General features: G+C 63.0%; 22 protein-coding genes and 2 pseudogenes. 14 read left to right on the forward strand and 10 right to left on the reverse strand.

What is annotated here, in order from left to right; all coding sequences use genetic code 11:
* Both B7X49_RS04540 and B7X49_RS04545 read left to right on the forward strand, forming a co-directional pair.
* A pseudogene (locus B7X49_RS04540) lies at nucleotides 1–298 on the forward strand (hypothetical protein); the annotation flags it as partial.
* A gap of 450 nt (nucleotides 299–748) precedes the next feature.
* Nucleotides 749–1,957, forward strand: coding sequence for a Hint domain-containing protein (locus tag B7X49_RS04545; RefSeq protein ID WP_286703998.1), 1,209 nt, complete (start codon nucleotides 749–751; stop codon nucleotides 1,955–1,957).
* A 16-nt stretch (nucleotides 1,958–1,973) separates the two neighbouring features.
* Here the strand turns inward: B7X49_RS04545 and B7X49_RS04550 are convergent, their stop codons facing one another.
* On the reverse strand, nucleotides 1,974–3,638 hold the full coding sequence (locus tag B7X49_RS04550) for an NAD+ synthase (protein WP_286703999.1): 1,665 nt from the start codon (nucleotides 3,636–3,638) through the stop codon (nucleotides 1,974–1,976).
* Between the two features lie 171 nt (nucleotides 3,639–3,809).
* Here B7X49_RS04550 and B7X49_RS04555 point away from each other — a divergent pair, with 171 nt between their 5' ends.
* From B7X49_RS04555 to B7X49_RS04570, 4 genes are all read left to right on the forward strand, one after another.
* Nucleotides 3,810–4,133 (forward strand): hypothetical protein, encoded by a 324-nt coding sequence (locus tag B7X49_RS04555; RefSeq protein WP_286704000.1) that lies wholly within the window; start codon nucleotides 3,810–3,812, stop codon nucleotides 4,131–4,133.
* An 82-nt stretch (nucleotides 4,134–4,215) separates the two neighbouring features.
* Nucleotides 4,216–4,584 carry a YidB family protein gene (locus B7X49_RS04560; protein ID WP_286704001.1) on the forward strand — a complete coding sequence of 123 codons (369 nt, stop codon included), beginning with the start codon at nucleotides 4,216–4,218 and terminating at the stop codon, nucleotides 4,582–4,584.
* 5 nt (nucleotides 4,585–4,589) lie between these two features.
* On the forward strand, nucleotides 4,590–5,144 hold the full coding sequence (locus B7X49_RS04565) for an NADPH-dependent FMN reductase (protein ID WP_286704002.1): 555 nt from the start codon (nucleotides 4,590–4,592) through the stop codon (nucleotides 5,142–5,144).
* 224 nt (nucleotides 5,145–5,368) lie between these two features.
* On the forward strand, nucleotides 5,369–5,761 hold the full coding sequence (locus tag B7X49_RS04570; RefSeq protein ID WP_286838425.1) for a hypothetical protein: 393 nt from the start codon (nucleotides 5,369–5,371) through the stop codon (nucleotides 5,759–5,761).
* A gap of 151 nt (nucleotides 5,762–5,912) precedes the next feature.
* Here the strand turns inward: B7X49_RS04570 and B7X49_RS04575 are convergent, their stop codons facing one another.
* The 5 genes and pseudogenes from B7X49_RS04575 to B7X49_RS04595 all read right to left on the reverse strand — a co-directional run bounded on the left by B7X49_RS04575 (nucleotide 5,913) and on the right by B7X49_RS04595 (nucleotide 11,416).
* Nucleotides 5,913–6,293: a hypothetical protein gene (locus tag B7X49_RS04575; RefSeq protein WP_286704004.1), complete on the reverse strand. Its 381-nt coding sequence runs from the start codon at nucleotides 6,291–6,293 to the stop codon at nucleotides 5,913–5,915.
* On the reverse strand, nucleotides 6,290–7,390 hold the full coding sequence (locus tag B7X49_RS04580; RefSeq protein WP_286838461.1) for a nicotinate phosphoribosyltransferase: 1,101 nt from the start codon (nucleotides 7,388–7,390) through the stop codon (nucleotides 6,290–6,292). The genes B7X49_RS04575 and B7X49_RS04580 overlap by 4 nt, the downstream gene beginning before the upstream one ends.
* Nucleotides 7,391–7,447: 57 nt before the next feature.
* A pseudogene (locus tag B7X49_RS04585) lies at nucleotides 7,448–8,812 on the reverse strand (class II 3-deoxy-7-phosphoheptulonate synthase); the annotation flags it as partial.
* A 48-nt stretch (nucleotides 8,813–8,860) separates the two neighbouring features.
* On the reverse strand, nucleotides 8,861–10,234 hold the full coding sequence (gorA, locus tag B7X49_RS04590) for a glutathione-disulfide reductase (RefSeq protein ID WP_286838428.1): 1,374 nt from the start codon (nucleotides 10,232–10,234) through the stop codon (nucleotides 8,861–8,863).
* 180 nt (nucleotides 10,235–10,414) lie between these two features.
* Nucleotides 10,415–11,416, reverse strand: coding sequence for an SDR family oxidoreductase (locus B7X49_RS04595; RefSeq protein ID WP_286704007.1), 1,002 nt, complete (start codon nucleotides 11,414–11,416; stop codon nucleotides 10,415–10,417).
* Between the two features lie 153 nt (nucleotides 11,417–11,569).
* Between B7X49_RS04595 and B7X49_RS04600 the strand changes: the two genes are divergently transcribed.
* Together B7X49_RS04600 and B7X49_RS04605 are read left to right on the forward strand one after the other, a co-directional pair.
* Nucleotides 11,570–13,339, forward strand: coding sequence for a monovalent cation:proton antiporter-2 (CPA2) family protein (locus tag B7X49_RS04600; RefSeq protein ID WP_286704008.1), 1,770 nt, complete (start codon nucleotides 11,570–11,572; stop codon nucleotides 13,337–13,339).
* A 67-nt stretch (nucleotides 13,340–13,406) separates the two neighbouring features.
* Nucleotides 13,407–14,075 (forward strand): glutathione S-transferase family protein, encoded by a 669-nt coding sequence (locus tag B7X49_RS04605; RefSeq protein WP_029311694.1) that lies wholly within the window; start codon nucleotides 13,407–13,409, stop codon nucleotides 14,073–14,075.
* A gap of 160 nt (nucleotides 14,076–14,235) precedes the next feature.
* On the opposite strand, the gene B7X49_RS04610 is transcribed toward B7X49_RS04605, so the two are convergent.
* Genes B7X49_RS04610 through B7X49_RS04620 form a run of 3 tightly spaced genes read right to left on the reverse strand, consistent with a single transcriptional unit; the run spans nucleotide 14,236 to nucleotide 17,089 of the window.
* Complete coding sequence (locus B7X49_RS04610; RefSeq protein ID WP_029311693.1) at nucleotides 14,236–15,243, reverse strand: substrate-binding domain-containing protein; 1,008 nt, start codon at nucleotides 15,241–15,243, stop codon at nucleotides 14,236–14,238.
* Nucleotides 15,244–15,272: 29 nt separating this feature from the next.
* The gene (locus B7X49_RS04615; RefSeq protein ID WP_286704009.1) at nucleotides 15,273–16,298 is read right to left on the reverse strand and encodes an ABC transporter permease; all 1,026 of its coding nucleotides are present in this window, start codon (nucleotides 16,296–16,298) and stop codon (nucleotides 15,273–15,275) included.
* Entirely contained in the window at nucleotides 16,295–17,089 is a 795-nt protein-coding gene (locus B7X49_RS04620) for an ATP-binding cassette domain-containing protein (RefSeq protein WP_286704010.1), read from the reverse strand. The genes B7X49_RS04615 and B7X49_RS04620 overlap by 4 nt, the downstream gene beginning before the upstream one ends.
* Nucleotides 17,090–17,337: 248 nt before the next feature.
* Here B7X49_RS04620 and B7X49_RS04625 point away from each other — a divergent pair, with 248 nt between their 5' ends.
* The 3 genes from B7X49_RS04625 (at nucleotide 17,338) to B7X49_RS04635 (ending at nucleotide 20,236) form a co-directional block, all read left to right on the forward strand.
* Nucleotides 17,338–19,110 carry a cytochrome c gene (locus tag B7X49_RS04625; RefSeq protein WP_286704011.1) on the forward strand — a complete coding sequence of 591 codons (1,773 nt, stop codon included), beginning with the start codon at nucleotides 17,338–17,340 and terminating at the stop codon, nucleotides 19,108–19,110.
* 11 nt (nucleotides 19,111–19,121) lie between these two features.
* Nucleotides 19,122–19,418, forward strand: coding sequence for a high-potential iron-sulfur protein (locus B7X49_RS04630; RefSeq protein WP_139334100.1), 297 nt, complete (start codon nucleotides 19,122–19,124; stop codon nucleotides 19,416–19,418).
* 125 nt (nucleotides 19,419–19,543) lie between these two features.
* The gene (locus B7X49_RS04635) at nucleotides 19,544–20,236 is read left to right on the forward strand and encodes a YoaK family protein (protein ID WP_286704012.1); all 693 of its coding nucleotides are present in this window, start codon (nucleotides 19,544–19,546) and stop codon (nucleotides 20,234–20,236) included.
* A 30-nt stretch (nucleotides 20,237–20,266) separates the two neighbouring features.
* On the opposite strand, the gene B7X49_RS04640 is transcribed toward B7X49_RS04635, so the two are convergent.
* On the reverse strand, nucleotides 20,267–21,133 hold the full coding sequence (locus B7X49_RS04640) for an NUDIX hydrolase family protein (RefSeq protein ID WP_286704013.1): 867 nt from the start codon (nucleotides 21,131–21,133) through the stop codon (nucleotides 20,267–20,269).
* A gap of 34 nt (nucleotides 21,134–21,167) precedes the next feature.
* On the opposite strand from B7X49_RS04640, the gene B7X49_RS04645 reads away from it, so the two are divergent.
* The 3 genes from B7X49_RS04645 (at nucleotide 21,168) to B7X49_RS04655 (ending at nucleotide 24,764) form a co-directional block, all read left to right on the forward strand.
* The gene (locus B7X49_RS04645; protein ID WP_286704014.1) at nucleotides 21,168–23,030 is read left to right on the forward strand and encodes an ABC transporter ATP-binding protein/permease; all 1,863 of its coding nucleotides are present in this window, start codon (nucleotides 21,168–21,170) and stop codon (nucleotides 23,028–23,030) included.
* An 85-nt stretch (nucleotides 23,031–23,115) separates the two neighbouring features.
* On the forward strand, nucleotides 23,116–23,355 hold the full coding sequence (locus B7X49_RS04650; protein WP_029311686.1) for a hypothetical protein: 240 nt from the start codon (nucleotides 23,116–23,118) through the stop codon (nucleotides 23,353–23,355).
* A gap of 299 nt (nucleotides 23,356–23,654) precedes the next feature.
* Nucleotides 23,655–24,764 (forward strand): sugar ABC transporter substrate-binding protein, encoded by a 1,110-nt coding sequence (locus B7X49_RS04655; protein WP_286704015.1) that lies wholly within the window; start codon nucleotides 23,655–23,657, stop codon nucleotides 24,762–24,764.
* The last annotated feature ends 14 nt before the right edge of the window (nucleotides 24,765–24,778 follow it).

The following is a 24,778-nucleotide window of genomic DNA, read 5'->3' on the forward strand; positions in this document are numbered from 1 at the left end:
CCTGCCGCGCCGGGAATCCTGGCTCTACCGTCTGCTCCCCGAAACCGGCTTCGCCCGCTTCAGCCTGCAACACCTCCTCGGCGACCCCGAATTCGCAGGCCTCCTGCAGGCCAACCCAAAACTCATCCGCATCCTCGCCCCGCTCTACAACGCCATGGGCATCGACCTGCCGTCCGAGCCCCCCTTCGGCCCCGACCCACCGCCAGACTCCCGGCGCCACATCCTCTTCGGCGCGCCGGAACCCAGCCACGACGACGCCCCAAACCCACCCCCCGATTTCAAAATGCGACCCGCCTGAACCCCCAATCGTCGCACGTCCATAACGTTACGATATAGCAACGAAAAGAATGAATTCCCGTCGGAGCCCCCGTCCTCGTGCAAGCAATCTAACGCTGACTGTTATGTCCAATACCTCCGGCCGCTGAACAAGGATCGATTGCAGGCCCTCATCCCCCGACCAGCAACAGCGGCGTCGATACCATTTTCTAACCGGATCACCGCGCCGATCCCGCCATCCAAAACCACAACGAAATATAGGGTATCGATAAACGCTTGATATAACGTATTTATATGGCCACTAATTAGCGGGCTGATCTCGAATGCAATAACAAGCCAATTATTTTATAGATATCTCTATAAATAAATTACTTGCTAAAAGTTAGCATTAACAAAAATTAAAAAGATTGAAACCGATTCGTGTTACTGGTACGTATTCCTGATACTCGTTAACACATTCCAGGAGCGCGCCATGAGCGGGACCACGTTAACAACGGTAGCGGCACCCGGAACCGGTACGGTCGACACCTCGGGTAGCTATAATGTCGATACCGGGCTTGCCTCCACCGCAGATATTCAGGATTCATCGACTACACCAATCACGGTATCAGTCAACGAGGCTGTCGGTGTCGATCTTACCGTCTGCTTCCTCGAAGGGACCCGCCTGCTTGGCCTGTACGGCGATATCGCGGTCGAGGACATGGAACCCGGCGACCGCCTGATCACCGACAGCGGCGCCATGCGCCCGGTCAAATGGGTCGGCCGCCGCACCATCGATGCCACCCGCCACCCCCGCCCGGAAACCGTCTGGCCCATCCGCATCGAAGCCGGTGCCATTGATCACGGCCTGCCGGACCGTACCCTCTACCTGTCACCCGACCACGCCTTGTTCATCGACGGCTGCCTGATCCCCGCCAAAATCCTGATCAACGGGCGCTCGATCGTTCAGGAACCGCGTGACCGGATCAGCTATTTCCACGTCGAACTCGAAACTCACGATATCCTGCTCGCCGAATCCCTCCCCGTGGAATCCTACCTCGAAACCGGCAACCGCAACTTCTTCGAAAACAGCGGCGCCGCCATGGTCCTGCACCCCCACATGGCGCAGGCCCAACGCCGGGCCGAAGGCTGTGCGCCCTTCCTCGAATCGGGCGATGTCGTCACCCGAATCCGCGACCGCCTGCTCGATCGCCTGTCCAAACTGCGCCAGACCCAGGATTACCGCCTCGGTGCCGTGACCGACCAGGGCGCCCTGCCGGTCACAATGGTCGACAGCCGGACCTACCGGATCGATCTGATCCAGCCGGGCGCCAATGTCGTGCTGATCTCCAGCGCCATGGTCCCCGCCGAGCACGATGCCGCCTCGCGTGACCGCCGCCGCCTCGGCCTCGACATCGCGTCCCTCGAAGTCGAAACCGCCGGCGGCAGCCGGACCATCAAGCTCGACGAACCGAATTTGCGCTCCGGCTGGCACAACGACGAGGATACCCACCGCTGGACCAACGGCGAGGCCCTGATCCCATCCAGCCTGCTGGAAGGCGGCCAAGCCCTCGTCATCCGCCTGAACGCCGTCGTCCCCTACGCCGCAGACCCAGCCGCCGAGCGCGATGCCGCGCGCGTAGCCGACCTCGTCATGGTCCGCCAGATGTCCGCGCTGCGCCGCCTCGGCCTGCTGGAATGACCAACATCCGGCGCGATCAGGTCACCAGCGTGGTAAACCCGTTGGTGATCGGATAGCGCCGGTCGCGGCCGAACGCCCTGGGGGTGATCTTCACCCCCGGCGGCGCTTGGCGCCGCTTGTATTCAGCCCGGTCGAGCAGCCGCCACACCCGCGCAACCGTCGCCCGGTCGTACCCCGAAGCCACCACATCCTCGATTGCAGCCTCGCCCTCGATCAGCGCCGCCAGAATCGCATCGAGCACCTCATAGGGCGGCAGGCTGTCCTGGTCGGTCTGATTGTCGCGCAACTCCGCACTCGGCGGCTTGCTGATCACCCGCTCCGGCATCACCATCCCCGCCGGCCCCAGCGCATTGTCCGGCCGATGCGCATTCCGCCAGCGGCACAAATCAAACACGGTGGTCTTGTAGACATCCTTGAGCACCGAATACCCGCCGCACATGTCACCATACAGCGTGGCGTAGCCGACCGACATTTCCGATTTATTCCCCGTCGTCAGCACCATAGCACCCAGTTTGTTCGACAGCGCCATCAAAATCAGTCCTCGCGCGCGTGACTGGATGTTCTCCTCGGTAATATCCGGCGCAAGCCCCTCGAACAGCGGCGTCAGCACCGCCTCGAACGCGCCGGTCGCCGCGCCGATCGGCACGGTATCGCAGCGTATCCCCAGCAGCGCCGCGCAGGCCGCGGCATCCTCCAGACTATGCGCGCTGGTGTACCGGCTCGGCATCATTACCGCCCGCACCCGGTCGGCCCCCAGCGCATCGACCGCGACGGTCGCGGAAATCGCACTGTCGATCCCGCCCGAGAGCCCCAGAATCACCCCCGGAAAGCCGTTCTTGTTCACATAATCCGCAAGCCCCATCACCATCGCCCGGTATACCAGGTCGAGCCGCTCGGGATCGGGCGGGATCGCATGCGGCGCACACACCAGCCCGGCATTGCCGCGCCGCCACTGCGTCACCGCCAGCCCGGCCTCGAAATGCGCCATCCGCAGCGCGATCGAACGATCCGCATTGAGCGCGAACGAAGCGCCATCGAACACGATCTCGTCCTGCCCGCCGGTCAGCGCCGCAAAAATGAACGGCAACCCGGTTTCGACCACCCGGTTGAGCGCCAGCTGAATCCGCCGCCCCTGCTTGCCGTCCTCGAACGGCGAGGCATTGGTCGAAATCAGAATCTCCGCCCCGGATTCCGCCAAGGTCTCCGGCACCGCCGGAAACCACCAATCCTCGCAGATCAGCACGCCGAGCCGAAACCCGCGAAACGGCACCGGCCCCGGCGCCGGCCCGGCCACGAACACCCGCTTTTCGTCGAACACGCCGTAATTCGGCAGTTCATGCTTGGCCCGCCGCGCAATGATCGCGCCGCCATCCATCACGAATGCCGCATTATGCAGCGCCCCGTCGGCCAGCCAGGGCAGGCCGGCCACAATGCCCGGCCCGCCATCGGCGGTATCGGCCGCCAGCGCCTCGGCCGCCGCATGACAGGCGGCGATGAACGCCGGTTTCAGCACCAGGTCCTCGGGCGGATACCCGGCGATGCTGAGCTCCGGCGTTACCAGCAGATCGGCCCCGGCCAGTGCGGCTTGCGCGCGGGCCGCCCTGATCGCGGCCAGATTTTTGTCGATCGCGCCGACGTGCAGGTCGAGCTGGGCAATCGCGATGGTGAGCGTTTCGGTCATGCGACAATGATAGGCGGAAATCGTGGCTTCGTCATGATCGTCGGCGGAGAGCCGCCTTGTTTTAGCCGCAACGCGGCGGTAATGCGGCTCACGCGCTCGTGAGGTCCCAACGATCCGGGCGCGCGGCGTCCAATCCTGCTCGGCTTCACGCAACTCACGGAGATTATCCCTATGACGATCACCAAAATCCTACGGGCAACGGTGCCTGCCCTGGCACTCGCCTTCACCATGGGTGCCATCGGCACCGCCCATGCCAGCACCAAAAAGAAGACCACCGAGAGCCACATGAGCCACATGAGCCACACCAAGCTGCCCGGTTACAAAACCGAAGCCGAGGCCAAGGCCGCTTGCGGCATGGGCGGCGTCGTGTGGCACGCCACCGGCAGCAAGGCCTACCACACCGCGAAATCGAAATATTTCGGCAAGACCAAGCACGGCGCCTACGTGTGCGAAAAAGCGGCGATGGAAGACCATCTGCACGCCGCCAAAAATTAATTACGACATCCGTCGCGTTTGTTGACTCGCGACCGGATTTGCCTGTCTGATCCGGTCGCGATTTCATTCAAGGGGGGGTATCATGGGCTTGTTCGATCAGATTTCCGGCATGGTCAGTTCCGCACTCGGCGGCGGCGATGCCCCAGCCGGCGATGCCCCGGGCGGCGACGTCCAGGCCCAGGTGATGAGTGTGCTGCAACAGCACGGCATCGATGGCATGTCCGGCGTGATGCAGCAGTTCGAGCAATCGGGCATGGGTGCCCACGTCGCCTCATGGATCGGCAACGGCCAGAACCTGCCCATCTCGGCGGATCAGGTGCAGCAAGCACTCGGCAGCCCGGTCATCGCCTCGATCGCCGAGCGATTCGGCATCGATCCCAGCACGGCCGCCAACCTGCTCGCCCAACACCTGCCAGCCGCGGTCGATCAGGCCACGCCGGACGCATCGTAATACCCATGGCCGTGTTCAATATCCTGGGTCTGTGCGGCAGTCTGCGGCAGGGATCGCTCAACATGGCCGCCCTTCGCGCGGCAGCCGACCTAGTGCCCGAAGGTGTCGCGATCGAGATTGCCACCATCGCCGACATCCCCCTCTATAACGATGACATCCGCGCCATCGGCATGCCCGCGCCGGTCCTCGCCCTCGCCAGCCAAATCGCCGCGGCGGATGCGGTGCTGATCGCAACCCCGGAATATAATTATTCGATTCCCGGCGTACTTAAAAACTCCATCGACTGGCTGTCCCGCTGCGACCCCCAGCCGTTTCGCGGCAAGCCAGTCGCGATCATGGGGGCCAGCCCCGGCATGATCGGCACCGCTCGCGCTCAGTACGATCTGCGCAAAGTGTTCGTCTTTCTTGATGCGCATGTGCTGAACAAGCCGGAAATCATGGTCGGCGGCGCCGGTCAGAAATTCGACGGCGCCGGCATGCTGACCGATGCGACGACGCGCCAGTTCATCGCCCAGCAGATATCGGCATTGCGCGACTGGTCGCTGCGTCTGCGCGACTGAAACGGCAATCGCCCGAACCGCGGGGCGGCTCGGGCGATCGGGTCGAGACTTTATGCTTGGCGCGGCGATCCCACCGATCCGCCTTTACCGCCCGCTCGACGCGGGTTTTCGCGACTTTCGGGCGATAGAGCGGATTGGTCAGCAAATCCCGCGCCATGGGGTTGCGTTTGCGTGCCATGACGAAGCTCCTGCGTGGTCGGTGCCGATAGGGCCGATGTCACCTGATGGTCAAGATGGTCTGGCGAGCCGCGCGGCGCCGGCGCCACCAAGTACCGAGCAGCACGAACGTGATCGTGCCGCCAAGCAGTATGACGCTCGCCGATGACACGTTCGGCAGCCTGAGCGAAACCGGCATCGTTGCGGCCGCATCATTTTGTGCGGGACTGCTGAGTGTGGCGGTGAGCAGGAAATTGGTCTGTACTGGCATCACGCCTGGCTCCGGTTCATTGAATGTCTGCGGCACGGCGCGCGCCTACGTTGTGCCCGGCTGCAGAGAAGCAAATTCCGTGCCGCTGTTTGAATTCAATATGTTAGCCGGCCATCCGGCGACAAATGTAAAATTTTCTGACACCATCGTAACGTCGGGCACATCATTGCGCCGGTGTTGGCATCGCTAGGCGGTACCGCCAGCTTTCACCACCGCCGAACGCCGCCGGCTAGACGACGCTCTCGATCAGCCTGCCGCCGTTGCGCAGAATCACCTGTTGCGAGGCGCTGTTGGCAGGATCGGTCGTGATATCGACATGGCGCAATCCGACCAGCGCCGCCTCATGCACAGTGCTGCGGTCGCAATCCCAAGGCCACGTTGCGTGGCGACAATATTGTAGCCGATATGGCCAAGCACATGCGGCGGCAGGGCTTCGGTGCCGGGCTGCCAGCGCAGGCTGATGCTGCCGCGAAATCCGGTCCGAAAATCCAGCGCCAGAAACCGGGCAGGCGAGGGGCAAGCGTGCCGCGGGGCAGGCGGATCGGTGGTCTTTTGGCTGCGGGATCATCCAGGCTCGCGACGAACCCGGCCGCATCGGCCTCGATCTGCGCGATTTCGTGGCGGAAATGCTCCGGGTCCAGATTATTCGGTGAATATCCGGCCTCAAGCGCGCGGCGATCCTGCGGCAAATCGGCCAGAGTCGGTTTGCGCAGCGTGATCATGCCCGATCGCGCAGCAGGAACTCCCGGCCGATCTTCACCCGCGGTTCACCGTCATACGCAACGATATCGGCGGTCGCGTAGGTCTCGCCCCAGGTCTCGGGGATGAAACTGCCGGTGCCGACCACGTCGATCGGCGTATGGGCATCCGCCAGCACGCTGCATTTCTCGACGCCGAACCCCGATGACGCGACGATTTTCACCCGGATGAACCCGGCGTCGTCGAGCGTCTCGCGCATCCGCCAGATCGCGGCGGCCGATACGCCGGTGCCGATCAGATAGCGTAGCTCATTATGGCTGCGATAGCGGCGGATCGCCCCCGGCGCATGGCGTTCCATCACGGCGTAGCTGGCTTGCGGATCGAGCCCTTCGAGAAACCGCCCGCCATGGGTATCGAGCCGCACCGACAGCCGGCCCGCCGCCGCCAGATCGGGAAAGCGCTGGCAGACCGCCAGCGCATCGGTGATTTCCATGCCAAAATAATCAGTCAGCACCGTCAGATCGGTGTCGGGGAAGGTTTCGCGGAACATTTCAGCGGCGCGCAGCGTCGAGCCGGCATAGCCGATCAAGGCGTGCGGCATGGTGCCATACCCGTGCGGCGCGCCGAAATAATGCGCGGTCGCATCATTGGCATTCCCAATAAAGCCGCGCGCGCCCTCGGCCTGCGCGGCACGCGAGCCGACCGAGGCGGCATAGGCCATCATCTCCTGCATCTCCGCCCCGGCGCAATGGCGCGCCTCCATCGCGAGAAAGGCGGATTTCGGCAGCGCCGCACACATTTGATAGGCGTTATGCGCGGCGACACAGGCGGGGCCGAGTTTCTGCAGCAAAATAGTCTCGAGATCGACCAGCGTGATGAGACTGCCCGTGATATAAGCGATCGGCTCGCCCGCGCCGACCCAGGCGCCTTCGGGGTGCGGTAGTTCGATATCGACGGTCTCGCCCCGCGCCGCCACGACCTCGTTCAACCAGCGCAGCATCAAGGCCGGGGCGGACACCACCGGGCGGCGCAGAAAATACGCGTAGGTCACCCGGCTATCGCCGAATTTCTCGACGATCGCTTTGGTGCGGTTGAAATATGCATCGGTCCGCGCCACGATCGCAGCATCGAGATCGGCCCGTGTGCCTGTGGTCGCAGCGCTCCGGCGGGTGACCCGGCTCAGCTCCGCCGCGATCAGGAAGGCGAGTTCGAGCGATTGCTCGGCGTTCAACCGCGGGTCGCAGAAGGTTTCGTAGCGCGCAGACAAATCCGCCTCCGACAGCTGGCGCGCACCGCCGACGCATTCCGTGACGTCCTGGCCGGTCATCTCGACATGCACGCCGCCGGGGATCGTGCCTTCGGCCTCGTGAATATCGAAAAACCCGCGCACTTCCGACAGGATCGCATCGAACCGCCTGGTCTTGATCCGCCCGGCGGTGGTGATCGTGTTGCCGTGCATCGGGTCGCACAGCCAGGCGTTGCGGCGCCCCTCACGCTTGGCAGCGCGCAGCAGTTTCGGCAGTTTCGCCGCGACGTGATCGGCCCCCATGCGGGCGATCAGGGTCAGCCGGCCCGGTTCATTGTCAGGGTCGAGCCGGTCGATCAGGCGGAGCATGTCGTCTTCCTCCATGCTCGGCCCGACCTTCATGCCGATCGGGTTCTTCACACCGCGCATGAATTCGACATGCGCGCCATCGAGCTGGCGGGTGCGATCGCCGATCCACAGGAAATGCGCCGAACAGGCATAATGCTCGCCGGTGGTGGAATCGATGCGGGTCAGCGCCTGCTCATAGGGCAGCAGCAGGGATTCGTGGCTGGTGTAGAATTCGGTCTCGTGGATCTGCGGCGTCGACTGGCTGGTCATGCCGCAGGCGGCCATGAACTGCAGGGTTTCGTCGATCCGCGAGGACAGATCGCGGTAACGTTCCGCGAGCGGCGAGCGGCGCACGAAATCGAGGTTCCAGCGATGCACCTGATGCAGATCGGCATAGCCGCCGGAGGCGAAGGCGCGCAGCAGGTTGAGCGTGCCGGCGGATTGGAAATAGCCGAACTCCATCCGCGCCGGGTCGGGAATGCGCGCTTCGGGGCTGAAATCCGGGCCGTTGACAATATCGCCGCGGTAGGAGGGCAGGGTGACCCCGCCGATCGTCTCGGTGTCGGAACTGCGCGGCTTGGCGAACTGCCCGGCCATCCGGCCGAGTTTCACCACCGGCACCGAACCGCCATAGGTCAGTACCACGGCCATCTGCAGCAGGACGCGAAACGTGTCGCGGATGATATTGGCCGTGAAATCGCCGAAGCTTTCCGCGCAATCGCCGCCGTGCAGCACGAAGGCGCGCCCTTCGGCGGCGAGGCCGAGGGCGGTTTTCAGCCGGCGCGCTTCCCCCGCGAACACCAGCGGCGGAAACCGGTGCAGCCGTGCTTCCATCGCGGCGAGCTTGTCCGGGTCCGGATAGCTCGGAACCTGCAAAATCGGCTTCGCGCGCCACGAATCGGGCGTCCAGGGTCCAAGAGCGGCGGTATTCACGGTCGTTGCTGTCATGGCGATCTCCTCGAAGGCATCGCTATAATCCGGAAACGCCGCAACATGCTACTCCGCTGCTTTCGCATCGGCCGTGCCGACCAGGCGGGTCTCGGTCCGCAGGGTGACGAATTCCTCAGCGGCGGTCGGGTGGATGCCGATGGTCCGGTCGAAATCGGCCTTGGTCGCCCCGGCGGTGATGGCGATCGCGATGCCCTGCATGATCTCGGCGGCATCTTCGCCCAGCATATGCGCGCCGATCACCCGGTCGGTCTTGCCATCGACGATCAGTTTCATCAGCGTCTTGCGCGACCGGCCGCTGAGCGCGTGGCGCATGGCGGTGAACCTCGTCAGGAAAATACGCGACCCCGGCGGGGCTTCGTCCTCGGTGACCCCGATGGTCGCGAGCGGCGGGATGGAAAACACAGCGCTCGCGACGTTTTTCAGCGAGACCCCCCGTGGGCTGTTGCCGAACAACGTGTCGGCCAGCGCATGGCCTTCGGCGGTAGCAACGGGGGTAAGGTTGAGCCGGTCGGTGACGTCGCCGAGGGCGAAAATATGCGGGATATTGGTGTGAAACCCGTCATCGATCGGGATGGCACCGCTCGGCGCGAGCGTGACGCCGGCCCGTTCGAGGCCGAGGCCCGCGGTGTTTGGCGTGCGGCCGGTCGCGAAAAAGATACAATCCGCATCGATATGCTGCCCGTTCGACAGATGCAGCCGCCTGGCCTCGCCTCGATCCTCGATCCGCAGAGGGAACTGACCCGGATGGAGGGTGATGCCGTTGGTATCGAGCGCTTCGGCCAGGCTGTAGCGCAGGTCGGGATCGAAGCCGCGTAGCGGCAGCGGCTGGCGGTAGACCAGATCGACCTTCGAGCCGAGTCCATTGAAAATACCCGCGAATTCGACGCCGATATAGCCGCCGCCGATCATGACGACCCGGTTGGGGCGTTCGGGCAGATAGAACGCATCGTCGGAAATGATGCCGAGTTCGCCACCGGGAATATCCGGGCGGATCGGATGGCCGCCGGTGGCGATGGCGATGCGCGCGGCGGTTTGCGGCGTGCCGCCGACATCGATCGTATGGGCGTCCAGCATGGTGGCGCGGGCGTTGAAAATCGTGGCGCCGGCGCGTTCGAGCAGCCCGGTATAGGCCCCGTTGAGTCGGGCGATCTCGCTATTTTTGGCGCTGAGAAACCGGGGCCAGTCGTGATCGCCCTTGGTCATGCGCCAGCCGAAACCGGCCGCATCATCCGCGGCATGGCCATATTCCGAGGCCATCACCATCAGTTTTTTCGGCACGCAGCCGATGTTGACGCAGGTACCGCCCCAGAACCGATCCTCGGCAATGGCAACTTTGGCACCATGCCCGGCGGCGATCCGTGCCAAGCGGACACCGGCCGAGCCCCCGCCGATCACGAACAGGTCGAAATCATAGGTCATGCGATCACAATGCTCCTGAAAACTTAATATTGTGTTTCGCATGGGAGCGGCGGGAAAGAAATAAACGATGATGCACAACGGCCGATATCTGTGCGGGTGCGCCCGGACCGGCGCCCTAAACGACCAACGGTTTTTTGCTGCTTTTTTGCAAAAAAGAAGGCCTTCCTTAACCTTTATCGCCTAGAAATCATACTTCTTGGCAAGCTGATGCAACCCGGTGATCGCTGCGGCGCCGGCAACCGCAAGGAGGGTAAGGGCAGCGGCTTTATGACGGTCGGTGAACATTTCCAGGCTGCCGCGGCGCGAGCGGTCGGTGAAGCGACCGCGGGCACCGCGCCGGCCGGGCACCGGTTCGAACAAATTGGCGGGCGCATCCGCCGGCAGCGGTTGGTTCGACATCTGGGTCGAATAGCCATGGGTGGCGAGGTATCGGTCTGCAAACCCGGGCGCGATGCGGTTGGCCATGATGGCGACCACGGTCGGCATGCCGACCCAGATTTCGCGGCGATGATTGAACGCCGCGAACACGATCGCCTTGGCCGGCACCTCGGGGTCGTAGATCGGCGGCACCGGCTGGGCGCGGCGGCCCATTTTGTTGAGCGCCCAGTCGAATTGCGGCGTGTTCACCGCCGGCAGGTGGACCATGCTCAGTTTGATCGCGCTACGGTCATGGATGAGTTCGCTGCGGAGACTGTCGGTAAACCCCTTGATCGCGGCTTTCGCGCCGCAATAGGGCGATTGCAGCGGCACCGAGCGGTAGGCGAGGGCGGAGCCGACATTGATGATGGTGCCCTGATCGCGCCGTTTCATGGCGCGCAGGGCGGTCATGACACCGTGCACGGTGCCCAGGTAAGTCGCCTCGGTCGCGCGCTTGAATTCGGCAGGCGTGATATCCGAAACCGGTGCGAAAATCGTCGCCATCGCGTTGTTCACCCAGATATCGATCGGGCCCAGCGCGGCCTCGATGGTATCGGCGGCGTGGTCGACGGCTTCGGCATCCGCCATGTCGGCCGGGGCGACGCAGGCGCGTACGCCGAGTGTGCGCAATTCGGCGGCGGCGGTTTCCAGCCGGTCGCGATCGCGCCCGATCAGACCGATGTCGCAGCCGGCGTGGGCGAATTGCTGCGCGGTAGCGCGGCCGACGCCGGCGCCGGCGCCGGTGATGACGACAACTTTGCTCATGATGATTCTCCCTGATGATCTGAGCGGATGTTGGAACGCCGGCGGCCCGATAGCAGGGTGGTGCAGATGACGATGTGTCCATCCGGCGCAATCCGCTTGACAGGCGCAGGCTCGCGCTGGTCGTGTGCCCGTTCACAAACAGGACAGTGACCGATGATCGAGACGCTGGTGGCCTTGCTGGCCGCGACGGTGATTATGGTGCCGATTGCCCGGCGCCTCGGCGTCGGCAGTATCGTGGGCTATCTGGTCGCCGGCCTCGCGATCGGGCCGGACGGGTTGCGGCTGGTCACCGGGGTATCGCAGATCCAGAACATCTCGGAACTCGGTGTGATCATGCTGCTGTTCCTGATCGGGCTGGAAATCAGGCCGCACCGGCTGTGGATTCTGCGCAAGACCATCCTGGGGCTGGGCTTCGGCCAGATGGTGCCGAGTGCGGCATTGCTGGCGGTGCTGGCGCATTGGGTCGGGTTGAGCTGGACGGCCGCGGCACTCGTCGGGCTGGGTCTCGCGCTGTCGTCTACCGCGATCGTGCTGCCGATGCTCGGTGAGCGGAGTTTGCTGAGTGCAGCGTCCGGGCGGGATGCGTTCGCGGTGCTGCTGTTTCAGGACATGGCGTTCATTCCTTTAGTCGCGCTGGTGCCGCTGTTCGCGAGCGGGCATCTGCCGAACCATCTGCCCACCCATGTGCCTTGGTTTGCGGTCGGCCGGGCACTGGTCGCGGTCGTCGCAATTCTGGCCGGCGGCATCTATCTGGTGGAGCGGATTTTCCGCCTGGTCGGCGGCACGCGCACGCCGGAAGTGTTCACCGCGATGACGCTGCTGATCGTGGTCGGCACGGCGGCGCTGGCGCATTGGGCCGGGCTGTCCGCCTCGCTGGGCGCGTTCATGGCCGGGGCGCTGCTGTCGGATTCCGAGTTTCGCCATGCGATTCAGGCTGATGTCGAGCCGTTCGAGGGGTTGCTGCTCGGGTTCTTTTTCATCTCGGTCGGCATGTCGGTCGATTTTGCGCTGCTGCTGGCCCAGCCCCTGACCATTTTGGCGGCGGTGGCGGCGACGTTGGCGGTGAAAATCGCGGTCGGGTTCGTCGTGTCGTTCATCAAGCGGCGGAGTGCGGCGACGGCGCTGCGGTTCGCGGTGGCCCTGCCGGAGGGCAGCGAGTTTAGTTTCGTGCTGTTCGGCGCCGCGGTGACGGCCGGCGCCCTGTCGAAAACTGAGGCGGGGCTGGCGACGCTGACCGTGGCGCTGTCGATGCTGGTGGTGCCGCTGCTGTTCGCCGGGATCGAGCGATTCGCCATCCCGCGCATGAACAAGCGCCAGGTCGCCTCGGCGGCGATCGCGCCGGACCGGGGGACGCCGGTGCTGATCTGCGGCTTCGGGCGGGTCGGGCAGATCGTGGGTCGGCTGCTTTCGGTGCGGCATATCGCCTTCACCGCGCTCGATCAGAATGCCGAACATGTCGCCTTCGTGCGCCGGTTCGGTGCGCGCGCCTATTTTGGCGATCCGACGCGGATCACGGTGTTGCGCGCGGCCGGGGCGGAGGCCGCCAAGGTGCTGGTGATCGCGCTCGACGATGCCGAGGCGGCCCTGAAACTGGCCGAGGTGGCGCGGCGGCATCTGCCGCATCTGACGATCCTGGCGCGCGCCCGCAACCGGCGGCACGCCCAGTTGCTGATGGATCTCGGCGTCACGCTGATCGTGCGCGAGACGCTGATGTCGAGCCTGAAGCTGGGCGAGATGGCGCTGACCGCGCTCGATGTCGCACCCGATGAGGCGGCGCGGACCATTACGGCGTTCGCGGCGCGCGACGAGGCGTTATTGACCGAGACGCTGGGTTTTGCCGGCGATGAACCCCGGGTGATCGCGAGTTTGCAGCAGAGCGTGACCGAGTTGCAGGAATTGTTCGAAGCGGACCGGGCCGGTTGATCCGGCGGCGATCCGCGCTGTGAGCGATCGGCTTGCGCGATCGAATGCAGATGCCATAAGGCGGTTCATGCGTATTTTATATCATCTGCCGCTGTCGCCTTATGCCCGCAAAGTCAGGCTGGTGCTTGCTGAAAAACGCCTGCCGTTCGAATTGCGGCTCGAAAAGACCTGGGAGCGGCGGCCCGAATATCTAGCCCTCAACCCAGCCGGCACGGTGCCGACGCTGACCGAGGAGAACGGGTTGGTGATCCCGCATTCCAACACGATCTGCGAATATCTCGACGAGGCGTATCCCGATATCTCGCTGGTCGGGCGGACGCTGGGTGAGCGGGTCGAAATCCGCGCCGTGACCGCCTGGTTCGATGAGCGGTTCGCCGCCGAAGTGTCACGCAATTTATTGTACGAAAAGACCATGAAGCCGGTGGCCAAGCGGGGTGCGCCGGATGCGGCGCGGCTGCGCGAAGGATACGCGGCGTTGCGGCTGCACATGAACTACATCGGCCACCTGGCGGAGACGCGGAAATATCTCGCCGGGGCCAATCTGTCGCTGGCCGATTTCGCCGCGGCCGCGCATTTATCCGCGCTCGATTTCATCGGCGATGTCGATTGGGCGGCGGCGCCGGCGGCGAAGGAATGGTACGCGCGGATCAAATCGCGCCCCTCGTTTCGCGCGCTGCTGGCCGATCGGGTTTCGGGGTTCAACCCGCCGCCGCATTATGCCGATCTGGATTTCTGAGGGAGAAATAGGGAAGGCTTCTTTTTTGTAAAAAAGAAGCAAAAAACTTTTTGATTCTGGGGCACGGGCGTTGGAAGCGGCGTAGTCCCAAACTAACAAAGTTTTTTTTGCTTCTTTTTTGTTCACAAAAAAGAAGACCTTCCCCTTTCCTTGTCTACCCTCAGTAAATCCCCTTCTTGATCAACGGCAGCATCTTCTCCACCATCGCGCCACTGTCGGTCCCGGCCGCGGTATTGGTATTCATGCCTTCAAGACCAAATTTCTTGGTGAGCACGCACTGCATGACCGGCAGAAAGCCCTGCAGGTAGAGTTGCTGGTTGAGAGTGACGGTGATGTAGTTGCTCTTCAGCCCGGCGATGGTCGCGGGCGCGAGATCGATGCCACCGACCGTGATCTGCCCGGGTTTCTTGCCGGCTTCCTTCAGCGCCTGCGGAATGAACGAGGTGACCAGGCCTTGTTGCGTGCCGATCGCCTTGATGTCGGGGTGGCGCTCGATGAAGGCGACCATGATCGGCACGGCGAGGGCGGGGTCGGCGTTGACCTGATCGGAGATGTTGAGCGTATAGACCTTCAATCCGGCCTTTTTCAGCCCGTGGGCGAGGCCTTTGTCCGATAGACCGCGAATGCCTTCGGCGAACACGCCGTATTCGAGCGCGACATCGCCCTTTTTCAGATTGCCCGCCTTGATCATGGCGGCCGCGGTGGTCTCGCCGCCCTTGAACAGATAGGTGCCGGCATAGCCGAAGCCGTTGGCGCGATACAGGTCTTCGAGTTTCGGCAGCGGCACGTTGCCGGCGGTGACCACGATGCCTTGCTTCTCAGCCTCGGCGACCAGCGGCATGAACGGCTTATTGCCGGGATGGCCCATGATTTCGATGCAGTCGGGCTTGGCGGCGAGCGCCTGGCGGAACTGGGTCACCATGGTTTCGGGCTGCCAATTGGAATATTGCTCGATCAGCTTGATGCCGAGCGCCTTGGCGGCGTCCTTGGCGCCGATTTCGCGCGGCAGGGTGGACCCATCGCCCGGGCTGCCGCCCATCTGGAAATACATGGTCAGGCCGGCACCGAGCTTGTCGCTGCTCGGCGCCGCGATCGCGGCGGTGGTGGCCAAGGCCAGCAGGGCCGAGATGGCGATGCTGCCGGTGAGGGTGGATTTCAGTCGTTGCATGGTTGATTTCTCCCTATCATGTTGATTTTTCAGGCTTTGGAAAACAGGCGGCGCTGCAACTGGCGGATCCGGGCCGGATCATCGATGCCGATATGCAAGACCACCGCCGAGACGAACACGAGGCCGACGATCACCTCGACCCAGAAGCCGGCAACGCCGGTCGCGACGATGCCGGCATCGAGCATGCCGATGATCAGGGCACCGAAAAAACTGCCGACCACGGTCGCGGTGCCGCCGAACACCGAAGTACCGCCGATGAACACGGCGGCGAGGGCCGAGAGCAGCATGCCCTGGCCCTGGGTCGGGAAATAGCTGAGGTTTTCCAACGTCAGCAGCACTGCGGCGAAGCCGCCAAGCGCGCCCATCAGGGTGAACAGCTTGATCCGCTCGCGCAGCGTGTTGATGCCGACGACGCGCGCGACCTCACGGCTGTCACCGATGAATAATAGATGCTCCCCGAAGCGATGGCGGTTGAGGATGAACCACACCACCACGGCCACGCCGAGCGCCCAGAACGCCTCGCTCGGAATGCCGAGCACTGTGCCGGACAATATGCCGTTGATCGCAGTGCCGGTCAGGCGTTCCAGCGTGTAGGACATGCCGCCTGACAGCACGGTGGCGATGCCGGACCAGAAAAACGAGGTGCCGATGGTGATGATGATCGAGGGTATGCCGATCACCGCGATCAGGAACCCGTTCACCACGCCGATCAACGCGCCACCGGCGATCGCCGCGAGCAGGCCGAGCCAGGGTGCATCGTAGGTGCGGGTGACATAGGCGAACAAAAATCCTGATAGCGCGATGACGGCGGGGAACGACAGGTCGATCTCGCCGGCAGCGATCACCAGCGTGAGACCCAGCGACAGGATCATCATCGGCGGGATGGTGACCAGGAAGGAATTGTAGATCGGCCAATGCAGGAAGACCGTGGGCGCGAAACCGACGAACAGGCCGATCAGCACGAAGAACACGATGATGATCGGCAGGCCCTCGAGCTTCACGGTGGCGCGCGGGTTGAGGGCGGGGGCGGGTTGTTTCAGGGGGGTGTCGCTCATGCTGCGGCGCCGATCTTGGTTTTCTGCAAATCGATCAGGAACAGGGTGAGGTCGGCGAGGCTCATGTCGGCCGGGCGGATGTTCGCGACGATCCGGCCGCGATCGAGCACCACCAGCCGGTCGGCCAGAGCGTGCACATGGGCGAGATTGTGCTCGATATAGATGGCGGCGCGGCCGGAGGTTTTGATCCGGCGCACGAAATCGAGCACTTTCTGGACCTCCTTGATCGCGAGCGCGGTGGTCGGTTCGTCGAGAATGATCAGGTCGGCATCGAAATGCATCGCGCGGCCGATCGCGATGCCCTGGCGCTCGCCGCCCGAGAGTTTGGCGACGGTGGAATCGGCATCGATCCCGACGCCGCGAAAGCCGAGTTGGCGTTGCAGGATTTCATTGGCGATGCGGCGTTGCTCGCGTACCTTGATGAAACCGAAGCGGTTGGTAATCTGGCGGCCCACGAAAAAATTGCGCCAAAGTGGCTGTTTCTCGCCGAGCGATTTTTCCTGATAGACGGTTTCGAACCGCAGATCATGGGCGCGCCGGACCGAGAAATTCGCCCAGTCCACCGGTTGGTCACGGATGAACAGATGGCCGGATGTCGGCGGGATGACGCCAGTGAGGGTTTTTATAAGCGTCGATTTGCCGGCGCCATTATCGCCGATCAGGCCGACGATTTCGTTGCGCCCGATTGCCAGATCGATATCGGACAGGGCGCGCACCTTGCCGAAGGCGACCGACAGTTTATCGGCGCGGACGATATGCTCATAGGTGCGGTTCGGATTGGTGTCCGCCATTGTTTCCCCCGGGATTGCACCGCGTTGTCGTTCGGTGTCGTGATTTTTGTTTTTTATCGAGTGAAGACACGCGTAAGTCAATTGGTATTTTGGTTTATCTGGGAATTCGTTTTGTATCGCGGAACTGATCGGGTTGAATTGGTTATCACGTTATCGGCATGAGCGCGTGCATGGGACACTATCGTCGTGCGCGATGGTTGAAATCGAGACCACGGCCCTCTTTCTAATTAAGCCTGGAGGTGTGGCCGATGTTTGGAAAGCGTGAAAAAAAATTCAGGAAGCTGCAAGGAATTCTGCTAGCCGGTGTTGCTTCGGTCGCGGTGCTACTTGGTGGCTTTGCCGTGATGCATCTGGTGCAGGATGCGCAGGCCGATGCGAAAGCCTCCACCGCTGCCGGCGTGACCAATTGGTCGGACGCTGAGACCACCGTGGCCGCTAAGCCGAAAGTCGGTGGTGTAGGTTGGGATATTCCCAAGCCGCTGAACGTGCCGAGTGACCCGAAGCAGGCGGCGCTGGTCAAGAAAGGGATGTTCCTGACCGTGGCGGGGGACTGCCTGCCGTGCCACAGCGTGGCCGGCGAGCCGGCCCTTGCCGGTGGGCGCGCGGTGGGGACACCGTTCGGTACGGTGTTTTCCACCAATCTGACGCCGAGCAAGCGCTACGGCATCGGCAACATGACCGATAAGCAGTTCTACGCAGCGGTACATGGCGGTATCGAACCGGGCAGTTCGCTGCTGGTGTTTCCGAAATACGAATATCCGGTGATGCCCTACACCTCCTATTCGAAACTGACCTATCCGGATGTCATGGCGATCAAGGCGTATCTGGACAGTCTGGCGCCGGTGGCGATCAAGAACCGGCCGGACACGATGTTCTTCCCGACCGATCTGCGGGCCGGCATGTTGGCATGGCGCTTGCTGTTTTTTAACCCGCATCCGGTCCACTACAAGGCGGGTTGGAGCCAGAATGTGCGGCATGGGGCCTATCTCGTGCAGGCGCTGGCACATTGCAACGAATGCCACACGCCGCGTAATATCGCGATGGCCTCGATCCACTCGCGATTCCTTGCGGGTGGGCATATTATCGACCAGGCATGGTACGCGCCGAACATCACGAATTCCAAAGGCGAGGGGCTGGGATCGTGGAGCGATCACGCAATTCTTACGTATCTGCACCACGGCGGCGATATGAAACAGGGTGCGGCGTTCGGCAAGATGAAGTCGGTGGTCGATGACAGTCTGAGCCGCCTGCCGAAGGCGGATGTGCAGGACATCGTCGACTATCTGCGGACGGTGAAGCCACTCAAGACCCATTTCCCGCCAACACTGGCCTCGGCCGGTTCGGTGGCTGCGGGTAAGGTGCTGTACAATAATGAATGCGCCCGGTGCCATATGAAGGACGGCGAGGGTACCAAGAACAATATTCCCAACCTCGCGCATAATCAGGCGGTGTGGAACGGCAAGCCGATCGACCTGATCGGCATGATGCTGGGGGGGTTCGAACCCTGGAACAAGGATCAGACCGCGATGCCGATGTTCGGCGCCACGCTGACCGATGGGCAGATCGCCGACATCACCAACTATGTTCGCACCGCCTGGGGCAATCGCGGCAAGCCGGATGCGACCGCGAATACCGTTGCGTCTCTGCGCTCGCAGGCGACGATGGAGGTCGATCTGGATACCGGGAGCACGGTTGCGAGCCTGAGCGAGGGCGGCAAGACCCGCAAATTCGACGATATCTCGGGGCGCGTCTGGGTGAACGGCAACCGTACCGACTGCCGGATGAAGGCGGATTTTTCGAACCAATACGGTAAAAACCCGGTGCTGCTCGGCGGGGCGTGCGCCTCGCAGGGTAACGAGTTCATCGGGCGCGCGACGATCGGTGGCAAGGTCACGCCGGTACTGCTGGGGGTCCGCCAGGTCATTGAGGGTGGGCATGTCGTCGGGCTGGATCTGAGCGGGGATATCGGCGGCGGACGGATGCTCGATGAGCAGATCGCGCTCAAGACGGTCAATTACTGAGGGAGATGATGATGACCAATCCGATCAAGCGGCGCACCATCATCAACCTTGGTAGCATGGCGGCGGTGGCTGGTAGCGTGGCGGCGGCACGGGCGGCGGCACGTCCGACTGCGGCGCAGTTGCAGACCATGGTGCCGAGTGTTTCGAAGGCGGCGGTCGGCTATCGCGACATTCCGTGGCACGGCAGGGTGTGTGGCGCCTGCGTCTGGTTCAAACCGCCTGACGCCGGGACCACCGTGAGCCACTGCCATCTGGTCGCCGGCCCGATCAGCGCGGCGGGGTGGTGCCAGGCGTGGATGAAGCCTTAGACGATCGGAATTTTACTCCACCCTGAACTTTCAACAGGTCTTGAAGTCGCCGAAATGCTGGCAAGGATTACCATCTGCCCGTACTTTGGAGCATCGTCTATGTTCCGGTGTGACGCTCCACAGCGATGAGTGCCGGTCAGCACAACGTCGGCGCGGGCGCGGCGGTTACCCTGATGTGCTTGACCTCGGGCGCGACCGACGTTCTCTCTTATTTGACGTTGGGTCATATTTTTACCTCGTCGATGACCGGCGTCACGGCCCTTCTCATCATCGCGTTGGCAGTGGGAAAGCGTCCGACCGCCATCCGCGCGGGCATCTCGATCGCGAGTTATCTGGTCGGGGGCGCGCTCGCGGCGATGTTGCGGCCGCCGAAGCACGCGCCGGACAGCGCACGGCGGTCCGTTCGTCGCCTGCTGATCGTCGAGGCGATGTTGCTTGCAGTGTATTGTGTCATCGCGGCGAGCGCGCCGCATCCGGTGACCGGCGCTCTGCGCGACATCCTGATCGTTCTGTCGGCGATGACCATGGGCATCCAGTCGGTCGCCGCCCGCCAGACCCATGAACAGGGGATCACGACGGTCGTGCTTAACACTACGATGACCAGCGTCGTGGTTGCGTTGACCGAACGCGGGTCGGGTCGAAGATCCCAGCCGCTTTCGGCCCATTTCGGACTGAAAATCATTGCGATCGCTGGTTATGTGACGGGCGCAGCCGTGGTCGCGGCGGCGCTGGTGAACCACTGGTTCGCGGCCGATCTGGTGCCGCTCGCCGCCACTTGTGTTGCCTTAACGCTCTATCTGCGTCGGTCCGAGGGATGACTTCGCGAGGAAGGGCGGGAGTTCCTCACTTCAACTCACGCCCAGCGCCCGCCGAAGCGCCCCGGTCAAATCGTCGATCACCCCATGCCGCAGCAGAAAATCGATCAACACCAGATTGACGTTGAATTTCACGGCATCGCCGGCGGTCATGATCGCCGGCAGTGCGGCGGCGGGCATTAAAATGAACGCCTCGACCTCGCCGTCGGCGGCCTGGGGCGTGAAATCGTCGGATAGTTCGAGGTCGTAGCAATAGAGTACGTCGCGCCGGAGGCCTTCGGGGCGTTCCATATCGTAGGCGATGCGGGCGGTCTCGGTCGCGCGGGCGGCGAGGGTGGCGGGCATCGCGGCTTCTTCGGCGGCTTCCTTGAGCAGGGTTTCGAACGGCGTCATGCCGGCGGAGACGCCGCCGCCCACGATATTGTCGAGCTTGCCGGGATCGAGTTTTTTGGTCGCACTGCGCCGCGCGATCCAGAGATGGATGCCATCGGATCGGCGGACGTAGCCGTTGAGGTGCACGCCCTGGCCGATGATGCCGAAGGCGGGGAGCGCGCCGCGATCGAGCTGGGTGAGCACCGGACTGTCCGGCGCGTGGCGCACATCGAAATCCTCGCCGCGGGTGCGATAGCCGAATTGTGCGGCGAGCGAGGTGGCGATCGGGTTGAGGCGATCGGCTTCGGCGGGATCGATCGTGGCGGTACGGCCCTCGATGGTCACGAAACTGCCCAAGGCGGTCGCGAGCGCGGGCGCGATGTAGCCGACGTGCGCGGCGCCGATCGCGAGCGTGAGGCGCTCACCTGGCAGGATGGCGTTGTGGCATTGGGTGATCAGGGCGAGCAGGGCAGCGTCCAATGTTGCTGCGGAAGCGGCAGGGGGATGCTGATCCTCGCCGTTACCCATTTGCAATCCGGTGCCTGCATGCCATGTCCTGCAGATGGCCCATACCGTTGATATTGCCAAGAGCGACAGTTCCTGGACGACCGTGAAATCCCTGCTGCCGTATTTGTGGCCGAAGGGCGAGCTTGGGCTGCGGGTGCGGGTGGTGCTGGCGGCGGCGGCGCTGATTCTGGCTAAGGTCGCGACGGTGATCGTGCCGATTATTTATTCCCATGCGGTCAACGCGCTCTCGCCCAAGGCCGGGCCGTTGATGGTGCCGGCGGCGCTGATCGTGGCGTATGGGTTGGTGCGCATGGCATCCGCCGGGTTCAACGAATTGCGCGACGCCTTGTTCGCCGCCGTGCAGCAGCGGGCGGCGCGCTCGGTCGGGCGCGAGACGTTCGAGCATCTGCACGCGCTGTCGATGCGGTATCACCTGGATCGGCAGACAGGCGGCCTATCGCGGGTGATTTTGCGCGGCACGACGGGGATTCAGAACGTCCTGCGGCTGACCACGTTCAACGTGTTCCCGACGCTGTTCGAATTGTTCCTGACGATGGGGATTTTATGGACGCTGTTCGACTGGCGCTACGCCGCGGTGACGCTGGTGGCGGTGGGCGGTTACATGGCGTTCACGTTTTCGTTCACGGCGTGGCGGATCAAGTTTCGCCGACAGATGAACGAAACCGACAATGCGGCCCAGACCAAGGCGATCGACAGCCTGCTGAATTTCGAGACCGTGAAGTATTTCGGCAATGAGCAGCACGAGGCGAAACGGTTCGACGAAAGTCTGGCCGCCTATGAACAGGCGGCGGTGAAATCGCAGGTTTCGCTCAATGCGCTGAACCTTGGCCAGGCGATCATCATCGCGGCCGGGTTGGCGGTGATGATGCTGATGGCGGCGCAGGGCATCGTTGCCGGCAAGCTCAACATCGGGCAGTTCGTGCTGGTCAACACCTATCTGATCCAGCTGTACCAGCCGCTGAACTTCCTTGGCGTGGTCTATCGCGAGGTCAAGCAGGGGCTGATCGACATGGAGCAGATGTTCGCGCTGCTGCGCACGCCCCAGGAAATCACCGATCGGGCCGATGCGAAAACCATCGCGCCGCAGGGGGCCGCCGTATCGGTCGAATTCCGTGACGTCCGGTTCGGCTATAGCCCTGACCGCGAGATTTTGCACGGTGTGTCGTTCCGCGCCGCACCCGGGCAGAAGATTGCGTTGGTCGGCCCGACCGGATCGGGCAAATCGACCACCTCGCGGCTGTTGTTCCGCTTTTATGACGTGACCGAGGGGGCGGTACTGGTCGATGGGATCGATGTGCGCGATCTGGCGCAGCAGGCTCTGCGCGCGGCCATCGGCGTGGTGCCTCAGGATACCGTGCTGTTCAACGATTCGATCCGCTACAACATTGCCTACGGCAGGCCGGGCGCGACCCAGGCGGAGGTGGAGCAGGCGGCGAAGTTCGCCCAGATCCATGATTTTGTGATGTCGCTGCCGCAGGGCTATGAAACACGCGTGGGTGAGCGCGGTCTGAAACTGTCGGGTGGGGAGAAGCAGCGGGTGGCGATTGCGCGCACCATGCTGAAAAATCCGCGGATTCTGGTGCTCGATGAAGCGACCAGCGCCCTCGATACCGCGACCGAGCAGGAAATTGGCGCCTCGCTGCGCCAGGTGGCGCGCGACCGGACCACGCTGGTGATCGCGCATCGGCTATCCACCGTGATCGATGCCGATGAGATCCTGGTGCTGCGCGACGGTGACATCGCGGAGCGCGGCACGCATGCGGCACTGCTGGCGATGGATGGCGTTTACGCCGCGATGTGGGCGGCGCAATCGGAAATGGCGGAAGCCGAGGATACCGAGGCCGCGCTGGCGACCGGCCCGAGCGTGCGCCAAATGGCGGCGCATCCCGCGGAATAATCGCGTCAAGCGCTTTATTTCAGCACCGCCGATCATTAGGTCATCTGTCAAGACTTTTACATCTGGAGCGCCCGACGTGACGGACATGGACGATTTTGCGACCGAGGAACAGATCATGCAGGCCGGATCGATGATCGATCGGCTGGTGAAACACATGATCGAACAAAAACTGCCGCCGATCGCGGTGGCGTCCGCCTTGCTCGGTGGGGCGCTTAACGTGCTGAGTGCGTCGCTGCCGGATGAGGCGATCCTGCGGATCTTGCACAATGCGGTGGAGAGCGTGGAGTCGGGTGAGTTGCGTGAGATCGATGAGACCAGGCAGTGACGCGCGCAGGTAGGGAAGCAAGCGCTTCTTTTTTGTAAAAAAGAAGCAAAAAACTTTCTGGCTCTGGGGCACGGACGTTGGAACCGGCACGGGCTCAAATTATCAAAGTTTTTTTTGCTTCTTTTTTGTTCACAAAAAAGAAGACGCTTCCCCTGCCTCACGCTTCCTGTTCGTCGTTGCTTATTGCTTGACAATCGCCCGCGTTTAACGATAACGACCGATTTACTACAAGGGTCAAATTAATTTGGTGCGCTGCGAAACCGGCGCACGCCTCTTTGCGTCAAACCAGGGGAAACACCATGAAAATCAGCTTCAGGACTCTCATTGCGGGCGGTGCGCTCGCTGTTGCGGCGTTCGGCATCCAGGCCGCGCATGCCGATGCCATCAGCAAGCCCACGCCGGTCAAGATCAGCAGCAAGAAGACCACGATCGCGTTTCTGCTGCCGGAAAACTCCTCGCCGCGGTATGAGCAGGTCGATCGGCCGTGGTTCATCAAGATGGCGAAGGCGGCCGATCCCAACGCCAAGCTGATCGTCAGCAACGCCAATTCCAGCCCGGATACCCAGCTCAACCAGGCCGAATCCGCGATTTCAAACGGGGCCGACGTGCTCGTGGTCGATCCGGTGGATGGCAAGGCGGGTGCGGCGATCGTGAATTATGCCGCGCGCAACCATGTGAAGGTCATTTCCTATGACCGGCTGATCCAGGATTCCAAGCCGGATTACTATGTCTCGTTCGACAACGTGAAGGTCGGCGAATTGCAGGGCAAGTATATCGCGGCACACACCAAGGCCGGCGGCCAGGTGATGATGATCAACGGCGCGCCGACCGATCCCAACGCGTTCGATTTCCGCAAGGGGGCGATGAATGTGCTCGGCCCGCTGTTCAAATCGGGCAAATTGCATCTCGCCTATACGGTGATGACGCCGGATTGGAGCCCGCAGAACGCGTTCGAGGAAAGCCAGCAGGCGCTGACCCGGCTGCACAACAATGTGAACGCCGTGCTCGCGGCGAACGATGGCACCGGTTCGGGTGCGATCCGGGCGTTGCAGGCGGTCGGGCTCGCCGGCAAGGTGCCGGTGACCGGGCAGGATGCCACCAACGGCGGCCTCACCTTCATTCTGGAAGGTCTGCAGTCGATGACCGTGTTCAAATACGTGCCGGCCGAAGCGGCCGCGGCGGCCGAGCTTGCGGTGGCGGTGGCGACCGATAGCAAGCCGCCGGCCGGGCTGCTGAACGGCAAGACCAACAACAAGATGATCGACGTGCCCTCGGTCCTGCTGACGCCGGTGGTGGTGACCAAGGCGAATGTTGCCGACACGGTGATCAAATCGGGCTATACCACCTGGAAAGCGATCTGCGTCGGCCCCGCGGCCGATGGCAAGATCTGCAAGGCAAACGGCCAGTAATCGGCCGGGTCGAC

Origin of the sequence: Acidiphilium sp. 34-64-41, from assembly GCF_002282635.1 — a bacterium.
Taxonomy (GTDB): domain Bacteria; phylum Pseudomonadota; class Alphaproteobacteria; order Acetobacterales; family Acetobacteraceae; genus Acidiphilium; species Acidiphilium rubrum.